The sequence below is a fragment of the Acinetobacter lactucae genome, assembly GCF_013344765.1.
Classification (GTDB): Bacteria; Pseudomonadota; Gammaproteobacteria; order Pseudomonadales; family Moraxellaceae; genus Acinetobacter; species Acinetobacter lactucae_A.
Map to the genome: position 1 here is coordinate 1 of NZ_JABVBF010000052.1, position 19,420 is coordinate 19,420.

A 19,420-nucleotide genomic window follows, 5' to 3' on the forward strand; every position below is an offset into this window, starting at 1 on the left:
GAATTAGGTTACAGAATACTGATTCTACATCTAGCTGATTTTAGCAAGACGCAGTAGAATATGCGCTCTCTCTAAAGTCACATTGCGGTAAGGTTCACAAGACCTGCCCGTGGAGCCAAAATCAACATGTTTATCGTGGCCGGTGCAGCAGCACATTCTTCTTTTAAGAAAGCTCAACTATTAACACGTTTATCGTCAATTAGTTCTGTTCAATCTTTTGACAGCCAATGGGTCTATTTGTTTGATCAAGCGCTCAACGAGCAGCAACATCAATCTGCTTTGCAATTATTAAATGACGGTGAGTCTTTTGAACTTCGTCAACCTGCAAGTGATGAGATTCAGATTTTAGTAACACCACGTGTGGGTACTATTTCACCTTGGTCTTCTAAAGCAACTGATATTTTCAAAAACTGTAATACACCAGTACACCGTTTAGAACGTGGTCTTTTATTCACGTTAAAAGGCGTTACTGAAATTACTAATGAAGTTAAACAAGTACTTCATGATCGTATGACAGAAACAGTTTTTGCTCAAATTGATGATGCAAAAGCATTATTTTCAGAAACAGCTCCAAAACCATTAAATTCAATTGATATCTTAGGTCAAGGCAAAGAAGCTTTGGTTAAAGCGAACAATGAGTTTGGTTTTGCGTTATCTGAACAAGAAATTGATTACTTAACTGAAGCATTCGGTAAGCTTGGTCGTAATCCAAATGACATCGAATTGATGATGTTTGCGCAGGCCAACTCTGAACATTGTCGTCATAAAATCTTTGGTTCTGAATGGACAATTGATGGTGAAAAACAACCATTATCATTGTTCCAGATGATTAAAAACACTTATAAAGAATCGCCAACTGATGTTTTATCTGCATATAAAGATAACGCATCTGTAATCGTTGGTTATGACACGATGCGTTTTTATCCAAAAGCGGATGAAAATGGTCACTTCGTTTATAAATATAAGAGTCAAGCTGCTCATATTTTAATGAAGGTTGAAACTCACAACCACCCAACAGCAATTTCTCCATTTGCTGGTGCTGCAACTGGTTCAGGCGGTGAAATCCGTGATGAAGGTGCTACTGGTCGTGGTGGTAAACCAAAAGCTGGTTTAACGGGCTTTACAGTTTCTAACTTAAATATTCCTGGTTTTGAACAACCTTGGGAAGAAAACTACGGTAAACCTTCACGTATGGCATCGCCATTACAAATCATGATTGAAGGTCCATTAGGTGGCGCGGCATTTAACAACGAATTCGGCCGTCCTGCATTAAATGGTTATTTCCGTACTTTTGAACAGAATGTAAATGGTGAAGTGAAGGGCTTCCATAAGCCAATCATGATCGCTGGTGGTTACGGTAATATTCGTCCTGACCATGTAGAAAAAGATGCGATTCAACCAGGAGACTTGCTCATTGTATTGGGTGGCCCTGCGATGTTAATCGGTCTTGGTGGCGGTGCAGCATCTTCTGTAGACAGCGGTACAATGGGTGAAAGTCTTGACTTCGCATCTGTACAACGTGAAAACCCAGAAATGGAACGCCGTTGTCAAGAAGTAATTGATACATGCTGGCGCTTAGAAGACTTCAACCCAATCGTTTCTGTACATGACGTTGGTGCGGGTGGTCTATCAAATGCTATGCCTGAACTTGTGAATGATCATGAATTAGGTGCAGTTCTTAACCTTCGTAAGATTCCTTCATTAGAACCGGGCATGAGCCCAATGGAAATCTGGTCAAATGAAGCACAAGAGCGTTATGTTCTTGCAATTCGTCCAGAGTCTTTAGAACAGTTCGAATCAATCTGTGCTCGTGAACGTTGTCCATTTGCCGTGTTGGGTGAAGCAACTGAAGCACGTCATCTAACTGTTGAAGATCCATTGTTCCAAAACAACGCAGTTGATATCCCAATGCAAGTAATGCTTGGTGGTACACCGCGTATGCAACGTTCTTATGAAACAATTGAGCGTAAAGGTAACGAATTTGACGCTTCAAAAGTTGATTTGAAAGATGCGATTTTCCGCGTATTGAAAAATCCAACAGTTGCATCTAAGTCATTCTTAATCACCATTGGTGACCGTTCAATTACTGGTATGGTTGCGCGTGACCAAATGGTTGGTCGTTGGCAGATTCCTGTTGCAGATGCAGCAGTGACGACTACAAGCTTACAAGGCTTCACTGGTGAAGCAATGGCAATGGGTGAACGTCCACCAGTTGCATTGTTAAATCCAGCAGCATCTGCTCGTTTGGCAGTTGCTGAAGCAATTACCAATATTGCATGTGCAAACATTGAACAAATTAGCGATATCAAACTTTCTGCAAACTGGATGGCTGCTGCTGGTCAAAAAGGTGAAGACCAAGCATTGTTCGAAGGTGTGAAAGCGATTGGTATGGAAATGTGTCCAGCTTTAGGAATTGCGATTCCTGTAGGTAAAGACTCACTTTCAATGCGGACCACTTGGAACGAAAACGGTGAAGATAAAGCTGTAACGTCTCCAATGACTGGTGTAATTACCGCATTTGCTCCAGTAGCTGATGTTCGTAAGACTTTAACACCTGAACTTAAGAATTTAGAAGATTCAATACTTGTACGCATTGATTTATCTAAAGGTCAGTTCCGTTTAGGTGGTTCGATTCTTGCGCAAGTATATAAAGCGATCGGTTCAATCACTCCAGATGTTGATAGTTTTGATGATTTCAAAGCGTTCTTTGCTTTAATTCAAGATTGGAACAACCGTGGCTTGATTCAAGCTTACCATGACATTGGTGATGGTGGTTTACTCGCAACTGTTGCTGAAATGATGTTTGCTGCACGTTTAGGTGTTGCATTAGAAGACCAAACTCCAGCAAGTTTATTTGCTGAAGAAATTGGTGCAGTTCTTCAAATCAAAGCAACTGATTGGGACGCTTTACAAGCAGAAGTTGCTGCTTCTAGCTTAAAAGATGCAATTGCTGTAGTTGGTCGTGTAAACAACACAGATCAATTATCTGTAAATGGTTTGACTTTAGATCGTGCAGAATTGCAACAAGCTTGGTCTGAGGTATCTCATCAGATCCAACGTTTACGTGATAACGTTGAAACTGCTGACCAAGAATTTGCTTTAATCGCAGATAAATCACATCAAGGTTTAATTGCTAAACCAACATTTGACTTGAATGAACCTATCGAAGCACCGTTCATTAACACACGCCGTCCTAATATGGCGATCTTGCGTGAGCAAGGTGTAAATGGTCATATTGAAATGGCAGCAGCCTTTGATAAGGTGGGTTTCAATACTGTTGACGTGCACATGAGTGATTTATTTGCTGGTCGCGTTAGCCTAAGTGATTTTGAAGGTCTAGTGACTTGTGGTGGTTTCTCTTATGGTGACGTAATGGGTGCTGGCGGTGGCTGGGCAAAATCAGTATTGTTCAATGCGAAATTACGTGATCAGTTTGAACAGTTCTTCCACCGTGAAGACACATTCAGCTTAGGTATCTGTAATGGTTGTCAAATGTTGTCACAATTAGCACCGCTTATTCCGGGTGCTGACCACTGGCCACGTTTCCACCGCAATATGTCAGAAGTTTTTGAAGCTCGTAGCGTAAACGTTCGTGTTGAAAAATCCGTTTCCGTATTGCTTGATGGTATGGAAGGTTCGATTTTACCGATTGCTGTAGCACACGGTGAAGGTCGTGCGGTTGCAAGTGAAGCTGACATTACAAGCTTGAATGCAGCGAACCAAGTGGCATTACGTTATGTTGACAGCCACGGTAACCCGACTCAACATTATCCATTGAACCCGAATGGTTCGCCGGAAGCGATTACAGGTGTAACGTCTAAAGATGGCCGTGCAACGATTATGATGCCGCATCCAGAGCGTACTTTCCGTGCAATTCAGCACTCGTGGAGTCCAGAAGAGTGGACTGAAGATGGTGCATGGTTACGTATGTTCCGTAACGCACGTAAGTTTATCGGTTAATATAAAGATTGAAATAAGCCACCGTCAGGTGGCTTATTTGTATGTAGTACAATTTAAATAGAATAAATAGCAGAGAAGAAAAATGAAATCAAAAATCCATTTCCGTGAATTTGCACTGTTGATGGCATTACTCATGTCTATTGTTTCTTTTTCGATAGATGCAGTTTTACCTGCTTTAGGTGAGATTGGACGAGTTTTTGACTTAAAGAATAATAATCAGACGCAATGGGTCATCATTGGTATTTTCTCTGGCATGACCATTGGGCAGCTCATTGCTGGACCGCTATCTGATGCGATTGGGCGTAAACGCATTTTATTTGCAGGAATTATTATTTATTTTTTGGGAAGTTTATTGTGCTTTACAACACAAAGTTTTGAGTGGTTTTTAGTTGGGCGCTTTATTCAAGGGATTGGAGTATCTGGTCCTTATGTAGCTTCTATTTCAATTGTGCGTGATAAATATAGTGGTGCACAAATGGCACGTATTATGTCCTTAATCATGATGGTGTTTATGGTTGCCCCAGCAATTGCACCAAGTTTGGGACAGCTCATTATTCATTTCTTTGGTTGGCGTGAGATCTTTGTTTTATATATGGCCTATGCCACAGTTGTCGGGGCATGGGTTGCTTTACGTTTGGAAGAGACGTTACTTCCAGAAAATCGTTTACCGATGCGCCTACAAGCATTTCAGGAAGGTTTTAAAGAAGTAGTGAGTAACAAAACCACCATGAGCTATTTGCTATGTGCTGGCTTTTGCTTTGGTGGTTTTATTGGTTATTTGGGAACCTCTCAACAAATTTTTATGCAGCAGTTTGGTAAAACAGGGCAAGAATTTAGTGCTTATTTTGCTGTGCTTGCAGGTGTAATGGGAATCGCTTCATTTACAAATTCTAAAATTGTGATGAAGTTTGGGATGCGTCCAATTTGTATTTATGGCTTTCTAGGTTTGTGCCTAATTTCTTTAGTTTTCTTGGGAATTCAACTTTTAGGCGTGGTTGTTTCATTCTGGATGTTTATGCTTTATGCCTGCATTCTGTTCTTATTATTTGGAACTCTATTTGGTAATTTAAACGCGATTGCAATGGAACCGATGGGACATGTTGCTGGTATGGCTTCAGCCATTATTGGTGCAGCATCCTCAGTTTTGTCACTTATTCTTGCATCTATTATTGGGCAATTATATAACGGTACATTAATTCCAATGACTGGTGGCTTCGTCATTTTATGTGGTTTAGCTTTTGCTATGACAATATATGAGAACAGATATTTAAAGAAATCGAATGCTTAAAATTGTGAAGATGCAGACAATACATTGAATTTTAAAAAATTGTTAAAAATAAGAGCTACCTATAAATGAATCTAGCTCTTTTAAACATTTTAGAAAAATTATAAGGGTATAGACATTCGACTATTTAACACTTTATAGTTTGTTTAAAATTGGATCAGTTTTTGCTTTCTCTGTAACAACGATAAGAATCGGAGATCAAAATGATGAAAAATAAGTATCACGTGAGAACAATGTATACTAAAGATAAGGGCTGGCGCTTATTTGGCTTGGCGCTTGCGATTCAAATCCTTTTTATTGGAGCAAATTATTTGGTAATGATGAGCTGACTTTGATTCTGTAGCTTTTTTAACGGTATGATTTAAAGTAAGTTCACTAGTTTTGAGTCCATTCTACGCATGTTAAAGCTGATTTATTATGTACCTGAGTCACATCTTGAGTCGACTAAACAAGCCATTTTTTCTGCTGGTGCAGGTGGTATCGGTAATTATGAACACTGTGCATGGCAAGTAAAAGGAATAGGACAGTTTAAGCCAGTTAAAGATGCGAATCCATATATTGGTGAGCTGGGTGAGCTTGAACAAGTGGATGAATGGCGGGTTGAAACGATTGTGCTTGAAGAAAAGGCAAGTGAGGTTGCGAAAGCATTAAAGGCAAGCCATCCATACGAAGAGCCTGCCTTTGAGTTTATTCAAATCATAGAAATTGATTTTAATTAAATTGAGAGAAATCTGGTTTACGTTTTTGCATAAATGCCTGTACAGCCTCTAGCATTTCTGGCGATTGAACGCGTTGCATAAAGATTTCAGCTTCATGATCAATACATTCAATAGTTTGATTTAAATCATGTTTCATCAATGCCTTTGTTTGCTTTAACGATGCAAGTGGTAAGTCGGCTAAATGTTGAGCGATTGCCTGAGCGGTTGCATAAGCATCTTCAACCACTTCATTCACTAAACCTGCTTGTACTGCGGTTTCTGCATTAAATTTTTTCGCAGTAAATAGAAGCTCAGCTGCTTTATGATAACCAGCTTGCTTAACCAGTAATTGGCTTGCACCACCTTCAGGAGAAAGACCAAGGCTAACAAATGGAATTTGGAAAAGAGCAGTGCTGTCAGCAAATACTAAATCTGCCTGTAATAAAATCGTCACCCCGATACCAATAGCCACACCTTTTACTGCGATAATGAGCGGCTTCGATAATCTAGCAGCAGATTTAAGAAGTACAAAAGGAGGAACTTGACCTGCTGGGCCTGCATTAGGATTTTGTACAAAACCCATAAAATCTTTCATGTCATTACCCGCGGTAAAGTCATGTTCGGCACCACGTAGAATAACTATTCGTACATCTTTGTTTTGGTCAGCTTCATCAAGTGCTTTGGCAATCCATAAGTAAAGTTCACCATACAGTGCATTTTTTGCTTCTGGACGATTTATGGCTAAGGTGAGTACGCCACCTTCTAAATTTGCATGTAAATGTTGATGAGGTTGTTGAATACAGCTAAGTGTCATCGTACTATCCTTGCTTTAAACCAAGTTGTTAATTTTTAGGTTCTCATTATGGCGCATATTTTTTGTAATTAGCGTTACTGATGAGTTCATAAAAAGTGAAAATTTAATTATGTATAAATTTGACTATCTCGTTTTTATTGGACGTTTTCAACCATTTCATTTGGCTCATATGCAGACAATTGAAATTGCCTTACAACAAAGCCACTATGTGGTTTTGGCGCTAGGCTCTGCTCAAATGGAACGTAATATTAAAAATCCATTTCTTGCAATTGAACGAGAGCAAATGATCTTGTCAAATTTCTCTCTCGAAGAGCAAAAGCGTATTAAATTTGTACATGTAGTAGATGTTTATAATGACGAAAAATGGGTAAAACAAGTCAAATCTTTAGTGAATAGCGTAATTGAACCGAACTCAAAAGTTGGTTTGATTGGACACTTTAAAGATGAGTCTTCATATTATCTACGACTATTTCCTGAATGGATTATGGTTGAACTTGATAGTTTAAAAGACTCTATCTCAGCGACACCAATGCGTGAAGCTTATTATCGCGGTGAAATTCAAACAGAATTTTTCCCTGTAGGGACGATTCGATTTTTGGATGAATTTAAAAAAACACGTACTTATCAACAACTGCAACAACGATTTGAAGAAGATAATCGCTCTAATTTAGAGGATTTTGAATAAGTGCATATAAATTAAGCATCTGCCCAAAAGATAATTCGGTTTGAAAAAGGATCGATGATGTTGAGCTCAAGTGTCTCCCAATCTGTTTTTTCAACTTGAGGCTTAGAAAATTTATAATCTTTTTTTCTTAGTTCACTATGCAACTCATAAATATGTTCCCAATAAATACGGATCGCACTATGTGGACTCGCATCACCAAAATGCTCAGATAAATGAATCACGCAATCGTCTTTGGAAATCTGTAAATATAGCGGAAAGTTGTCTTCAAATTGGTGTTGCCAATCAAGCTGAAAACCCAAGAACTCAAGATAAAATGATTGAGCTAACTCGACATCAAAAATTCTTAAAATAGGGGTGATTGAACCTGATTGCATCTTTTTTCCTTTTAACGTGTACCAAATTGTTGAGTCCAATAGCTCTTTTGTTTTACAGATTGATCAGAAGAACAAGCAATTGCGTAGGTTGTAAATCTGGGGTTCATTAGATTACTACAATGTAAGGGGCTCGACAGCCATCTAGACATCACTTCATCTAATGTTTTCTGTCCACTCGCTACATTTTCACCATTGGCTTTACCAAGTGTATTGTAAAGTTTTAAGCGTGATTTTAAGTCTAGGCCAGTGGAGCCAACATGTCCGAGAAAGTTGTGTGTTGCCATATCTTCACTATGAGAAAGTGCACCTTTATATAAATTATTACTCCAACTTAGTGGTCTGGTTGCAGCGAAATGTTGTTGTCCACATTGGCGTGATTGCTGGCGAATCTGATTAATTATTTTAAGTACAGCTGGTTGATAGGCTGGATTTTGTAAATCTTGACAACTTATTTTTATAGGTGGAGTTTCAACTTGTGGTGTAGATGATGTCATTGAGGGCGGCATACTGGATGAACTAACAGAGCATGCAGAAATAACAAGGCCACTAGACAGTAAATTACAAACTTTGAGCAGACCCATGTAAATACCTTAGCGTTAATTATTCTAATGTCTTTATCATACGCTAAAGTAAATGAGTAGGTAATTTGTACATATACAAAAAACGAGCTTTACGCTCGCTCTTTGATATTTAAATTTACTAAGCTGTTTGTAGAGCTTTTAAGTCTTCTAGAACTTGCTCTGCATGCCCAGCAGCTTTAACTTTACGGTAGCTTTTAACTAAAGTTTTGTTATGGAAAATAAAAGTAGAACGTTCAATACCCATTACTTTTTTTCCATACATATTCTTTTCTTTAATCACATCAAAGTGATGACAAAGAATTTCTTCTTTATCACTGATCAGATCAATAGTAAGTGCTTGCTTCTCTGTAAAATTTTGATGGGCTTTTACCGAGTCACGTGAAATACCGAAAATACGGGCACCTAAAGCATCAAACTGATCTTTCAAACAAGAAAAACCCACTGCTTGTGTTGTACACCCTGGTGTTGAATCTTTAGGATAAAAGTAAATGATTAGCCATTCATTTTCGACTTCGGTCAAGTTCACTTCACCGTGTGTGGTAGGGAACACCTGATTTGGCAGTTGAATATTCTCAGACATTTCTTATCCTTTAAAAGTTAAATTTGATCTAATTCAAGTGGTAAAAAAGCATATTCCTCATGATAAACAATATTGAGTTTTCTTACAGGAATTGCTTTGTTAAAAATTGGCCCATCAATCACAGTCGTATGAAATTCTCCGCCCTCACCACATGGATCAATGCCACGGTTCTCAAGTTCTTGGATGTATTCTAAAGTTAAGGTTTTACCTAAATCTTCGACCTTCATTCCTAGTTTTAGATTCACAGTGACAATGACACTTTGAAATCCAAGAGTAATGAATTCCTCAACAACTTCACGATGTGGACGTAGCCAAAGAGGCATTCCTAACTGAAGTCCCACTTGTTGCGTTATTAGATCATGCCAACAGCCATGTTGAGGCATATCAAGATCACCTGTAACTAGTACCTCGGCTCCTTGTTGCTTTGCCTGAGTGAGTAACTCAATAAATTTAGCTTCATAGTCATTCCAGCTTGATGAAGCCATAAATACGGGTAAGCCGATTGCTTTAGCTTGTGCTTGAATAATATCAAGAGGCATAGCATGTGAACGAGAGCGTTGGCCTTGTTCTTCTAGCATAACGATTAATCCAATCACTTCACCAGTCTGCATTGCATGGTAGAGTGCTAGAGAACTGTCTTTGCCTCCACTAAATGAGACAATAGACCTTTTATGGTTAGCATTAGTTTTCCATTGTTCTAGCATGGTTTACATCAAATGAATTGGTCAAAAGTGTTGTCATTTTAACAGAGCTACAAAAAAGCCTGCATAAATGCAGGCTTAATTTGGAACATTAGAATCTTATTTTTTAGGAGCTTGTTGAGCTGCTTTCATAGCTTCTTCTGTTAATTTTTCAAGCTTACTTGTTAACTGAGGACCGAAACATGCTTTAAGATCACGGTTTTGTTGTTGTACAAATCCTAAAGAACTTGGACTTTTCTTCGCATTGATTGCGCTTTGGATTTCCCATTTTTGTGCTTCAGTCACTTTACCTTGTGCTTCAACTTGGCAGCTACAGAATTTGCTAACTTCAGATGAACTTAACTTGCCGCCTTTAGCAGTTTGTTCTTTACAAACGTTAACTAATGCACCTTTAACGTTAGTGCTTTTATATGCCGCTTGAACTGGGTTTTCAGCTGCTTGAGCTGAACCAGCCATAAGTGCAGCTGCTGAGAATAAAGATGAAAGAATAAGATTTGATTTTAACAACTTCATAAATTTTACCTACTTATTACGGTATATAGCGTGTTGGGTCAGTAACACCGGCATCGATAAAGCCTTCTTTACGTAAACGGCAACTGTCACATTTACCACACGCACGTCCTTGAGCATCTGCTTGGTAGCAAGATACCGTTTGACTATAGTCTACGCCATGTTCAATCCCTAAACGTATGATATTCGCTTTGGATAAATGTAACAGGGGTGTTTCAAACTTAAGTGGTTTTCCTTCTACGCCAGCTTTAGTTGCTAAACGAGCCATATTCGCAAAAGCATCAATAAATTCAGGACGACAGTCAGGATATCCTGAATAATCAACGGCATTGATACCAATAACAATAGCTTCAGCATTAAATACTTCGGCTGCTGCTAGAGCATATGAGAGGAAAATAGTGTTACGCGCTGGTACATAAGTTACAGGAATACCTTCTTGTAACTGTTCTGGTACGGCAATGTTGTGATCTGTAAGTGCAGATCCACCCAAATTTGCTAGATCAATATTAATTACACGATGTTCAACACCTGAACGCTGAGCTAATGCTTTTGCAGCATCAAGTTCAGTGGTTGAGCGTTGGCCATACATAAAACTAATAGCAATACATTCATAGCGCGCTTGTGCCCAAGCTAGGCAAGTGGTTGAGTCTAAGCCGCCTGAAAGTAAAACAATGGCACGAGAGCGCATATTTTTCTCCATATTCGGAATGATTTATTTTATTGAGTGATTAACGACCTGATTCATCGTTCCAAAGCAGTTTATGTAACTGAAGTTGGAAACGAACAGGTAATTTATCATCAAGTATCCACTGTGCCAGATCACGTGCTAGACGTGGCAGGCCTACAGCACCTTTTTCAACTGCAAAGGCAGGGGAGAACCAAACGGTACTGACTTTTGTGTGCAGTTGATATTTTTCAACTTGTTGCTTTGACCATTCATAGTCTTCACGATTGCAAATCACAAATTTGATTTGGTCATGTGGTGTTAAATGGTCAAGATTACTGATGAGATTACGATGTTCTTCACCAGAAGTTGGAGTTTTTAAATCAAGAACTTTAGAAACACGAGAATCTACTTTTGATACATCAAGAGCGCCGCTGGTTTCTAGAGAAACGTCAAAACCTGCTTCGCATAAACGTTGCAATAAAATCAAACAGTTTGGCTGTGCGAGAGGTTCACCACCAGTCACACAAATATAAGGTGTTTGAAATTGTGTAGCTGTTTCAATGATATGTTCAAGTGAAAAACGTTCACCACCTTCAAAAGAATAAGTGGTATCACAATAGCTACAACGTAATGGACAGCCCGTTAGACGAATAAATACAGTCGGTAGGCCAGAGGCATTTGCTTCACCCTGCAACGAGTAAAAAATCTCGGTAATGCGTAAACCGGACGCAGGGTCTGAGACAGGAATTGCAGAGGAACGTAAGGAAGCCATTCTAGAAATACCACACTATATAAAAAAATAAAATCTCTACGATCAGTGTTGACCGTAGAGATGAGGAGCGATAAAGCTCCGCAAGAGATTTATAACAAATTAGTCAGCGCGTAACAAATCGTTCAAGCTCGTTTTTGCACGTGTTTTTGCATCAACTTTTTTCACGATAATTGCAGCATATAAGCTGTAAGTACCACATTTAGATGGCAAGCTGCCTGAAACTACAACTGAACCTGCTGGTACACGACCATAATGGATTTCGCCAGTTTCGCGGTCATAAATTTTAGTTGATTGACCAATGAAAACGCCCATTGAAATGACTGAGCCCTCTTCAACAATAACGCCTTCAACGATTTCTGAACGCGCGCCGATAAAGCAGTTGTCTTCAATAATGGTTGGGTTAGCTTGTAATGGTTCTAAAACACCACCGATACCTACACCACCAGACAAGTGAACATTTTTACCGATTTGAGCACACGAACCAACAGTTGCCCATGTATCAACCATTGTGCCTTCATCTACATAAGCACCAATGTTGACATAAGATGGCATTAACACCACGTTTTTAGCTTGGAAGCTACCACGACGTGCTACAGCAGGAGGAACAACACGAACACCTGCAGCTTTAAATTGCTCTTCAGTCCAACCAGAGAATTTAGTTTCAACTTTGTCGTAGAAACGAAGATCACATGACTCGATTGGTTTATTGTCATTTAGTTTAAATGATAATAAAACAGCTTTTTTTAACCATTGATGAACAACCCATTCACCATTGATTTTTTCAGCAACTCGAAGTGTACCGTTATCTAAACCAGCAATTGCTTCTTCAACAGCTTGGCGAATTTCGCTTGAACAATCTGCTGCAGTAAAATTTGCGCGGTCTTCAAATGCTTGCTCAATGATCGTAGAAAGCTGAGACATGATCTTCCTTCCATAAAAAATTTTAAAGATTTTACACTAATTTGTGACAAGAATCTTTCAAAAAACGTGTTACGTTTAATTGATGATATAAATGAGATAAATCAAAATAAGCTTATTAGATAATCAAGTGTTTTTTACACAAAAATGATTTGAAAATAAAAATTTAACTCAATTTGTATCAAAAAATAACAGAAATCTATCATTTTTTGTATAAAAAAGACTCTAAGCTCTCTTTATTATGATTTTAGTCACAAGATGAATAAATTAAAAACAAAGCCTTTTTGAGGAGAAAACTATGAAAGCATTACATGTATTAGTCACCACAACAGCTTTATTCGCAGCTGGCGCTGCTATGGCAGATGAAGCTGTTGTTCATGACAGTTATGCATTTGATCAAAAACAATTACTTCCTGTAGGGGTGCGTGCTGAGGTAGGTACAACTGGTTACGGTGGTGCTTTACTATGGCAAGCAAACCCATATGTAGGTTTGGCTCTGGGTTATAATGGCGGTGACATTTCGTGGACAGATGATGTTTCTGTAAATGGCACTAAATATGACCTAGATATGGATAATAACAATATCTATTTAAATGCTGAGATTCGTCCTTGGGGTGCTAGTGCTAATCCATGGGCTCAAGGCTTATATGTAGCTGCAGGTGCTGCTTATCTCGATAATGATTATGACCTAGCTAAACGTATTGGTAATGGTGAAACATTATCAATTGATGGTAAGAACTATCAACAAGCGGTTGTTGGTCAAGAGGGCGGTGTAAGAGGTAAGATGAATTATGAAAATAATATTGCCCCTTATGTAGGCTTTGGTTTTGCACCTAAGATCAATAAGAACTGGGGTGTATTTGGTGAAGTAGGTGCTTACTACACTGGTAATCCAAAAGTTCAGTTAACTCAATATAACCTTGCTCCTGTAAATGGTAACCCAACATCAGCTCAAGATGCGGTAGATAAGGAAGAAAACGAAATCCGTAATGATGATAAGTACAAATGGTTACCAGTTGGTAAAGTTGGTGTGAACTTCTACTGGTAAGATCACAAAGAAAAAACGAGCTACGGCTCGTTTTTTATATCGAATAAAATAAAAGAGCTTTTTAGCTCTTTTATTTTTAATTTTTATTCGTCTGGGTAAGCAATTTTTTTAAGCGCTTTAATATCTGCATCAGGTGAGCATAAAGAAATAAATTCGTAACCATAACCGCGTAATAGATGGCCCTTACGAACTGCAATCCATGTCGTATTGACACCAAAAATATCAGTTTTAGTTTGTTTTAAACGATGATCACGCTCTGTGTCATAGGCCACATCATTGACAATTCCAACTCCCATACCTAATTCGACATAAGTCTTAATAACATCTGCATCAAGAGCTGACATTACGATATCTGCATCAAGTTGAGCTTTTTCAAAAGCCTTATCGATTTTAGAGCGACCTGTAAAACCACCATGATAAGTAATGAGTGGATATTCAGCTAAAAGTTCAAGAGTAATCTTTTCTGCCTGCACTAATGGATGATTTTGCGGGGTAATAATACTATGTTGCCATTGATAGTAAGGAATGCTAGCCAGATTTTCTTCAGTCGTTAAAGACTCGGTTGCAATTCCAATATCTGCCTCACCTTGTAATAGCATTTCTGAAATTTCGACAGGACTAGCCTGTTGTAAAATCAAATGAACTTTTGGAAATAATTTCTTAAATTGATTGACGATCGGAGGTAATACATAACGCGCTTGAGTATGTGTAGTTGCGATCGTTAATGTTCCTTCGTCAACTTTATTAAAATCTTCAGCAAGTCGTTTAATATTTTCAGCATCAACTAACATACGTTCAACAATGCTAAGAAGTGATTGTCCTGGTTCAGTTAAACCTAAAAGGCGTTTACCTTTACGAACGAAAAGTTGGACACCTAATTCATCTTCTAAATCTTTAATGTGTTTACTTACACCCGATTGAGATGTGTAGAGTGCAGCCGATGCTTCCGTCAAGTTAAAGTTTTGGCGTACTGTTTCTCGGATAATTCTTAATTGTTGAAAGTTCATTTACACTTTTCCTCAAAAGAGGTGAGGAGCGTCTAGAAAAATCCGCAAGATATTTCCTCACCAAATATATTTCTTAAGCAACTTGGTCTGCAAACAAGTGCAATTGAGATGCACTCACCCAAACAGTTTGATTTGGTTTAAATGCATGTAATTTTGCAGCTTCACTGCTCAGAGCAATTTCAATTAAACGTCCATTACGGTCTTGTAATTCGGCCACTACTTTTCCGGCAATCCAGATTTCACGTACAAACGTCGCTTCAATCGTATTCGCTTGCGGTTGCGAGTGAATATGTAACTCATCTGGACGGGCAAAAGCAATCACTTTTCCTTGAGGTGCTTCAACTGAAGTCGGTAATTGAATACGGTCATTGCCGATACGGATAATACCTTCCGTATGTTCACCTTCAAATCGATTTGCCTGACCTAAGAAATCAAACACAAATGGCGTTGCAGGTTTTTCATAAACTTCACGAGGTGAGCCGATCTGCTCAACATTACCTTTATTCATGACAATAATTTGATCTGCTACTTCAAGTGCTTCTTCCTGATCGTGAGTTACGAAAATTGAAGTGATATGCAATTCATCATGTAAGTTGCGTAACCAGCGACGTAATTCTTTGCGGACTTTGGCATCTAGGGCACCAAATGGCTCATCCAGTAATAACACACGCGGTTCTACTGCCAAAGCACGTGCTAAAGCAATACGCTGACGTTGTCCGCCAGAAAGCTGAGCAGGGTAGCGGTCTGCTAAAAAGCCTAGTTGAACTAGATCAAGTAAACGAGTAACACGTTTTTTAATTTCAGCTTCTGAAGGACGTGTTGCTCGAGGACGAACACGTAACCCAAAGGCAATATTGTCAAATACGGTCATGTGACGGAATAAAGCATAGTGCTGAAATACAAAGCCAACCTGACGCTCACGCACATGTACATTGGTTGCATCTTCACCTTCAAGTAGCACTTGACCGCCATCAGCTGACTCTAGTCCTGCAATAATTCGAAGGAGGGTTGTTTTACCACAACCAGATGGGCCAAGTAGTGCAACCAGTTCACCTTCCGGAAAGTCTAGGGAAATATTCTTAAGCGCATGGAATGCACCAAAGTGTTTTTCAATATTTTTAACTTGAATACTCATGATTTCATTCCTTACGAATCAGTTGAATGCGGTTCTGGTTTATCTTGATGTAGCTCTAACCAAGTTTTTAAAATCAGTGTTAAAAGAGCTAAGAAGGCAAGCAGTGAGGACACGGCAAAGGCTGCGCTAAAGGTGTACTCGTTATATAAAATTTCGACATGAAGTGGCAGGGTATTAGTCTCACCACGGATGTGGCCAGAAACCACTGATACTGCGCCAAACTCGCCCATTGCTCGGGCATTACACAAAATTACGCCGTAAATCAGACCCCATTTAATATTAGGTAGAGTGACTTTCCAAAAGGTTTGCCAGCCTGAAGCACCGAGTACAATCGCTGCTTCTTCTTCTTCAGTTCCTTGAGCTTCCATAAGGGGAATCAACTCACGTGCCACAAATGGAACTGTAATAAATATAGTGGCCAAAACAATTGCGGGTACGGCATATAAAATCTTGATGTCATGATCCATTAACCAGCCGCCGAACCAGCCTTGTGCACCAAAAATAAGTACAATCATTAAACCTGCAATAACGGGTGAAACCGAAAAAGGCATATCAATAATGGTGGTTAAAATAGCTTTTCCTTTAAACTGAAACTTTGAAACGGCCCAAGCTGCGGCAACACCAAATATCACGTTAATTGGTACAGCAATCGCTGCAGTGAGTAATGTTAATTTCACTGCTGATAATGTATCTGGATCAATCAAAGCCTGAACATAGACTTCAAGTCCCTGTTTAAATGCTTCTACAAAAACCAGAATAAGCGGCAGCATCAGGCAACTGAGAAAGAAAATCAGTGCAATGGTAATGAGGGTATAACGTACCCAAGTCGGTTCACGTGTCGCATCACGAGATTGCAACTTTAAGGCAAGTGCATTGCTGTCGGTATGTAGGTTCATGTGATATTTCTCCCCGTACGACGGTTTGCCCAGACTTGAAGTAAATTAATGGCAAATAAAATAATGAAAGAGAGAACCAACATCACAGCAGCAATGGTGGTTGCACCTGCATAGTCATATTCCTCAAGACGAGAAATGATCATCAGTGGGGCAATTTCTGTTTTAAATGGTTGATTGCCGGCAATGAAAATAACAGAACCATATTCACCCACGCCGCGGGCAAATGCCAAAGCAAAGCCTGTAAATAGAGCAGGTAGTAAGATTGGTAAAATAATTTTAGTAATGGTTTGCCAGCGATTTGCGCCGAGTGCCGAAGCAGCTTCCTCAAGTTCAGTTTCGATATCACTGAGTACTGGTTGAACTGTTCTTACAATAAATGGAATACCAATAAACACCAATGCTAATGTAATCCCGATAGGCGTATAGGCAACCTGAATACCAAGTGGTTCCAGATATTGACCGATCCAGCCAGTAGGTGCATAGAGCGAAGTAAGAGCAATACCTGCAACTGCGGTTGGTAGAGCAAAAGGTAAGTCAACTAGAGCATCAACCAGACGTTTTCCTGGGAAGTTGTAACGAACAAGACACCAAGCCAAAAGTAGGCCAAATACAACATTAATAGACGCTGCGATTAAAGCTGAACTAAAGCTAAGTTGAAGCGATTTTAAAATACGCTCAGACGTTAAAATTTCCCATAATCCGTCCCATCCGATTCCAAATGATTTGATAAAGACTGCGGCTAATGGAATAAGCACAATAAAAGACACATAGGCGAGGGTGAAGCCCAAAGATAGACCAAACCCAGGCAGCACTCGGGATCGCTGCGACATGATATTTCCTCAAAGAGAAAAGCCTGCTGAAACCAGTAAGCGAATAAATAAAGATAAACGGTGCGGTATAAAGATTGGTATTAAGCAAATTTCAAAGAGAAATGTGTTTTTACCGGGTCGATAGATGAGTGACTACACATCGAATCTTCTGGAATTAAATAATTCAGTAAATCTGGAAATGGTCCAAAACCTGAGGCAACATTAATATGGCCCACTTCACCAAGATTAATTGGATTTAACTTCCATGCTTTTGCAAGTTGTAAAGCATCAAAAAGGCCAAGCCACGGATCATTTTCACTAATGAGCAGCGTTGCAGGAACATCAATTTTTAATTGATGAAAATAAGCTTTGTAGTCAGTTAAGCTATGACGAGCAAACCCTGCTTCCCCAAAGCGTGCTGGATTTGCTGGAGCGACTAAAATAAGTTTCTTAACTTGGCTTTTTAATTCTGGATACTCAGCTAAAGCAGCAACACTCGTTAAGCATCCAAAACTATGCGCAACAATTTGAACAGGGGCTTGAGCTGCTTGAACTGTATTAACAAATTGCTCAATCCATTCGTTTAGTACAGGTCTATCCCAGTTTTTTTGCTCAACACGAGAACTAGACACGAGTTGACGCTGCAACCAAGATTGCCAATGTTGATGTTCACTGCCACCTACACCCGGAACAATTACAGTGTGAATCATGTCTGTTCTCCTTACCTTTAGTACAAAGAATTACTTCTCTGCACTATTGATTTTCACGATTTGATCGAAAACACCACCATTATCGAAGTGTTGTTTTTGTACTTTTGTCCAACCACCAAATTCTTTATCAATGGTTACTAGTTTCAATGGCTTAAATACATTGCTGTATTTTTTGAGTACAGCTGCATTGCGAGGACGGTAGAAGTTACGCGCTGCAATTTCTTGGCCAGCAGGTGAGTACAAATAGTTGAGATAACCTTTAGCAATGGTTAAGTTGCCTTTTTTAGCTGCATTTTTCTCTACAATTGCAACTGGAGGTTCAGCTAAGATTGAAAGAGATGGGGTAATAATTTCAAATTTGCCTGGTTGTTCACGAATGGCTAAATGAGCTTCATTTTCCCAAGCCAGTAACACATCACCAATACCACGCTCAGCAAAAGTAGTCGTTGCACCGCGTGCACCCGAATCTAGAACTTTAGTGTGTTTATAAATTTGGCGAACGTACTCTTGTGCTTTCGCATCATTGCCGCCTGGTTGATGTTTTGCCCAAGCCCAAGCTGCAAGATAGTTCCAGCGAGCACCACCAGAGGTTTTTGGGTTTGGTGTAATAATTTCTACACCGGGTTTGATTAAATCAGCCCAGTCCTTAATTTGTTTTGGATTGCCTTTACGCACTAAAAACACAATCGTTGATGTATATGGCGTTGAGTTTTGTGGCAGTTTTTTCTGCCAGTTAGTTGGAAGTAATTTTGCTTTTTCAGCAATTTCATCAATATCTGCTGCAAGTGCTAATGTCACCACATCTGCATTTAAGCCATCAATAACTGCACGAGCCTGTTTACCAGAGCCGCCGTGTGATTGTTTAAACTCAATATCTTGACCAGTACGTTGTTTCCAGTAAGTACCGAACTGTTTGTTGAAATCCGTATATAACTCACGAGTAGGATCGTAAGAAACGTTTAAAAATTCTTGGGCTGCAAATGATGAAACAGAAAGAAGTGCAGCGATAACCCCGACTTTTAATTGAGAAAAACGCATGAGATAAGTCCTCAAAAAATATGAAATGTTCAAAACATGAACGCAGAATAGCGCTAGTCTTTATCCTAAAAAAATAATAAAAAACGAATTTAATATGAAAAAAATAGAAATACTAAAAAGAGATAAACTATTCTTAAATCTTGATATATAACAAGTTTCAAAAGTTGATACGAAATCGGTATAATTTTTTAAAATCAATCATTTATTATTTAAATGAAAGGTGTTGTATTGT

21 protein-coding genes are annotated in these 19,420 nt (G+C 39.0%); 6 read left to right on the forward strand and 15 right to left on the reverse strand.

Annotated elements, in window-relative coordinates:
- The first annotated feature begins 126 nt into the window (after window positions 1-126).
- From purL to HUN22_RS07430, 4 genes are all read left to right on the forward strand, one after another.
- Complete coding sequence (gene purL, locus HUN22_RS07420; RefSeq protein ID WP_174727616.1) at window positions 127-3,960, forward strand: phosphoribosylformylglycinamidine synthase; 3,834 nt, start codon at window positions 127-129, stop codon at window positions 3,958-3,960.
- Window positions 3,961-4,042: 82 nt separating this feature from the next.
- Window positions 4,043-5,248 (forward strand): multidrug effflux MFS transporter, encoded by a 1,206-nt coding sequence (locus tag HUN22_RS07425; protein WP_174727619.1) that lies wholly within the window; start codon window positions 4,043-4,045, stop codon window positions 5,246-5,248.
- Between the two features lie 200 nt (window positions 5,249-5,448).
- Window positions 5,449-5,574, forward strand: coding sequence for a KGW motif small protein (locus HUN22_RS18120; RefSeq protein ID WP_254617530.1), 126 nt, complete (start codon window positions 5,449-5,451; stop codon window positions 5,572-5,574).
- Between the two features lie 69 nt (window positions 5,575-5,643).
- Window positions 5,644-5,964 carry an NGG1p interacting factor NIF3 gene (locus tag HUN22_RS07430; protein WP_174727622.1) on the forward strand — a complete coding sequence of 107 codons (321 nt, stop codon included), beginning with the start codon at window positions 5,644-5,646 and terminating at the stop codon, window positions 5,962-5,964.
- Here HUN22_RS07430 and HUN22_RS07435 read toward each other — a convergent pair.
- Window positions 5,957-6,757: an enoyl-CoA hydratase-related protein gene (locus HUN22_RS07435; RefSeq protein WP_174727624.1), complete on the reverse strand. Its 801-nt coding sequence runs from the start codon at window positions 6,755-6,757 to the stop codon at window positions 5,957-5,959. The two genes, HUN22_RS07430 and HUN22_RS07435, sit on opposite strands and share 8 nt — an antisense overlap.
- 109 nt (window positions 6,758-6,866) lie before the next feature.
- On the opposite strand from HUN22_RS07435, the gene HUN22_RS07440 reads away from it, so the two are divergent.
- Window positions 6,867-7,442 (forward strand): nicotinate-nicotinamide nucleotide adenylyltransferase, encoded by a 576-nt coding sequence (locus tag HUN22_RS07440; protein ID WP_174727627.1) that lies wholly within the window; start codon window positions 6,867-6,869, stop codon window positions 7,440-7,442.
- Between the two features lie 11 nt (window positions 7,443-7,453).
- On the opposite strand, the gene HUN22_RS07445 is transcribed toward HUN22_RS07440, so the two are convergent.
- The 8 genes from HUN22_RS07445 to dapD form a co-directional block, all read right to left on the reverse strand.
- Window positions 7,454-7,816 carry a glyoxalase superfamily protein gene (locus tag HUN22_RS07445; protein ID WP_174727630.1) on the reverse strand — a complete coding sequence of 121 codons (363 nt, stop codon included), beginning with the start codon at window positions 7,814-7,816 and terminating at the stop codon, window positions 7,454-7,456.
- 11 nt (window positions 7,817-7,827) lie between these two features.
- A complete protein-coding gene (locus tag HUN22_RS07450) occupies window positions 7,828-8,397 on the reverse strand; it encodes a CAP domain-containing protein (protein WP_174727633.1) in 570 nt (189 codons plus the stop codon).
- Between the two features lie 118 nt (window positions 8,398-8,515).
- The gene (locus tag HUN22_RS07455; RefSeq protein ID WP_017399250.1) at window positions 8,516-8,977 is read right to left on the reverse strand and encodes a peroxiredoxin; all 462 of its coding nucleotides are present in this window, start codon (window positions 8,975-8,977) and stop codon (window positions 8,516-8,518) included.
- Window positions 8,978-8,994: 17 nt separating this feature from the next.
- Complete coding sequence (locus HUN22_RS07460) at window positions 8,995-9,681, reverse strand: diphthine--ammonia ligase (RefSeq protein ID WP_174727636.1); 687 nt, start codon at window positions 9,679-9,681, stop codon at window positions 8,995-8,997.
- Window positions 9,682-9,777: 96 nt separating this feature from the next.
- Window positions 9,778-10,191 carry a hypothetical protein gene (locus HUN22_RS07465; RefSeq protein WP_174727639.1) on the reverse strand — a complete coding sequence of 138 codons (414 nt, stop codon included), beginning with the start codon at window positions 10,189-10,191 and terminating at the stop codon, window positions 9,778-9,780.
- A 16-nt stretch (window positions 10,192-10,207) separates the two neighbouring features.
- A complete protein-coding gene (queC, locus tag HUN22_RS07470) occupies window positions 10,208-10,876 on the reverse strand; it encodes a 7-cyano-7-deazaguanine synthase QueC (protein ID WP_002118843.1) in 669 nt (222 codons plus the stop codon).
- Window positions 10,877-10,916: 40 nt separating this feature from the next.
- A complete protein-coding gene (gene queE, locus HUN22_RS07475; protein ID WP_174727642.1) occupies window positions 10,917-11,627 on the reverse strand; it encodes a 7-carboxy-7-deazaguanine synthase QueE in 711 nt (236 codons plus the stop codon).
- A 99-nt stretch (window positions 11,628-11,726) separates the two neighbouring features.
- Window positions 11,727-12,548 carry a 2,3,4,5-tetrahydropyridine-2,6-dicarboxylate N-succinyltransferase gene (gene dapD, locus HUN22_RS07480; protein ID WP_004699931.1) on the reverse strand — a complete coding sequence of 274 codons (822 nt, stop codon included), beginning with the start codon at window positions 12,546-12,548 and terminating at the stop codon, window positions 11,727-11,729.
- 295 nt (window positions 12,549-12,843) lie between these two features.
- Here dapD and carO point away from each other — a divergent pair, with 295 nt between their 5' ends.
- Window positions 12,844-13,593, forward strand: coding sequence for an ornithine uptake porin CarO type 1 (gene carO / locus HUN22_RS07485; protein WP_174727645.1), 750 nt, complete (start codon window positions 12,844-12,846; stop codon window positions 13,591-13,593).
- A gap of 83 nt (window positions 13,594-13,676) precedes the next feature.
- Here the strand turns inward: carO and HUN22_RS07490 are convergent, their stop codons facing one another.
- The 6 genes from HUN22_RS07490 to HUN22_RS07515 form a co-directional block, all read right to left on the reverse strand.
- A complete protein-coding gene (locus HUN22_RS07490; protein WP_174727648.1) occupies window positions 13,677-14,600 on the reverse strand; it encodes a CysB family HTH-type transcriptional regulator in 924 nt (307 codons plus the stop codon).
- 73 nt (window positions 14,601-14,673) lie between these two features.
- A complete protein-coding gene (locus tag HUN22_RS07495) occupies window positions 14,674-15,735 on the reverse strand; it encodes a sulfate/molybdate ABC transporter ATP-binding protein (RefSeq protein WP_174727651.1) in 1,062 nt (353 codons plus the stop codon).
- 11 nt (window positions 15,736-15,746) lie between these two features.
- Window positions 15,747-16,631 carry a sulfate ABC transporter permease subunit CysW gene (gene cysW / locus HUN22_RS07500; RefSeq protein WP_017480571.1) on the reverse strand — a complete coding sequence of 295 codons (885 nt, stop codon included), beginning with the start codon at window positions 16,629-16,631 and terminating at the stop codon, window positions 15,747-15,749.
- Window positions 16,628-17,461: a sulfate ABC transporter permease subunit CysT gene (gene cysT / locus HUN22_RS07505; RefSeq protein WP_061875453.1), complete on the reverse strand. Its 834-nt coding sequence runs from the start codon at window positions 17,459-17,461 to the stop codon at window positions 16,628-16,630. Before cysT ends, cysW begins: the two co-directional genes overlap by 4 nt.
- 80 nt (window positions 17,462-17,541) lie before the next feature.
- Entirely contained in the window at window positions 17,542-18,150 is a 609-nt protein-coding gene (locus tag HUN22_RS07510) for an RBBP9/YdeN family alpha/beta hydrolase (RefSeq protein ID WP_174727654.1), read from the reverse strand.
- A gap of 30 nt (window positions 18,151-18,180) precedes the next feature.
- Window positions 18,181-19,188: a sulfate ABC transporter substrate-binding protein gene (locus HUN22_RS07515; protein ID WP_001212602.1), complete on the reverse strand. Its 1,008-nt coding sequence runs from the start codon at window positions 19,186-19,188 to the stop codon at window positions 18,181-18,183.
- Between the last annotated feature and the right edge of the window lie 232 nt (window positions 19,189-19,420).